This window comes from Goodfellowiella coeruleoviolacea (assembly GCF_024171785.1).
GTDB classification, from domain to species: Bacteria; Actinomycetota; Actinomycetes; order Mycobacteriales; family Pseudonocardiaceae; genus Goodfellowiella; species Goodfellowiella coeruleoviolacea.
Genome location: NZ_JAMTCK010000025.1, coordinates 1 through 1,467 on the forward strand (window position 1 = coordinate 1; position 1,467 = coordinate 1,467).

Annotated in this window: 1 protein-coding gene; it reads left to right on the forward strand. The window is 68.8% G+C overall.

The genetic code is table 11. The annotated features are described in order from the left end of the window. The coding region (locus LX83_RS35585; RefSeq protein WP_456356015.1) for a condensation domain-containing protein at nt 1-1,467 on the forward strand (1,467 nt) is incomplete at both ends.

Sequence of the window (1,467 nt, forward strand, 5' to 3'; positions counted from 1 at the left end):
TGAACATGTACGGCATCACCGAGACCACCGTGCATGTCACGCATGCTCGGCCAGGTCAGGGGATCGGCCGGCCGTTGCCGGATCTGGGTGCTCACGTGTTGGACGGTTGGTTGCGTCCGGTTCCGGTCGGGGTGGTGGGTGAGCTGTATGTGACCGGTGCCGGTCTGGCGCGGGGGTATCTGGATCGGCCTGGCCTGACCGCGCAGCGGTTCGTCGCCAACCCGTTCGGGGCTTCGGGTGAGCGGATGTACCGGACGGGTGATCTGGCCCGGTGGAATCCGGACGGGAACCTGGAGTACGTGGGCCGGGCCGACCAGCAGGTGAAGATCCGTGGCTTCCGGATCGAACTCGGCGAGATCGAGGCTGTCCTGACCGCGCACCCGGACGTGCACCAGGCCGCCGTCATCGTCCGCGAGGACACACCCGGCGACCGCCGACTCGTCGCCTACGCGGTCACGCCCACCGACGGCCAGCAGTTGCGCGCGTACCTCACCACCCGACTCCCCGCACACATGGTGCCGGTCGTCGTGCCGGTGACCACTCTGCCGTTGACCCCCAACGGAAAGCTCGACCGCGCGGCACTGCCGTCACCCGACGTCGTGACCACTGCTGTCCGGCGTGGCCCGCGAACACCACGGGAGGAGTTGCTGTGCACCCTCTTCGCCGACGTGCTCGGCGTGTCCGCGGTGGCGATCGACGACGACTTCTTCGCGTTGGGCGGGCATTCGCTGCTGGCGATCCGACTGGCCGGACGCATCCAGTACCTGCTGGATGTGGAGATGAGCGTGCGCGCCGTGTTCGAGGCGCCGACCGTCGCCAAGCTCAGCGAGCGGATTGACGACCTCGCCCCGGCACGGCCGCCGGTCTTGCCAGTCGAGCGGCCGGAGGTGATCCCGCTCTCTTTCGGCCAGCAACGGCTGTGGTTCCTGAACCGGTTGCGCCCAGATGGCGTCGAGTACACCATCGTGGTGCCACTGCGGCTGACCGGCACCCTGGACACCACGGCGCTCCAGGCCGCACTCGGCGACGTCGTCGCTCGACACGAGATCCTGCGAACGATCTTCCCGGACGGCCCGGAGGGCCCACGGCAGTTCATCCTCGACCCCGAGGACGCGTCCCCATCGCTGTCCGTTGTGGACATCGACGAGGCCGAACTCGCCGAGACGCTGACCGGTGCGATGCGGCCGTTCGACCTGACCAGCCAGCCGCCCCTGCGGCCACTGCTGTATCGGCTGGCCCCCGAGCAGCACGTTCTGGTGCTGCTCCTCCACCACATCGCGGGTGACGGCTGGTCCGTCACGCCGCTGCTGCGCGACCTGGCAGCGGCGTACCAGGCACGCCGGAGTGCGGTCACACCAGCATGGCACCCGTTGCCGGTGCAGTACGCGGACTACGCGGTGTGGCAGCGGCGGGTGTTCGGTGGGTCTGGTTCGGACGGTGTGTTGGCGGGGCAGCTTGATCACTGGG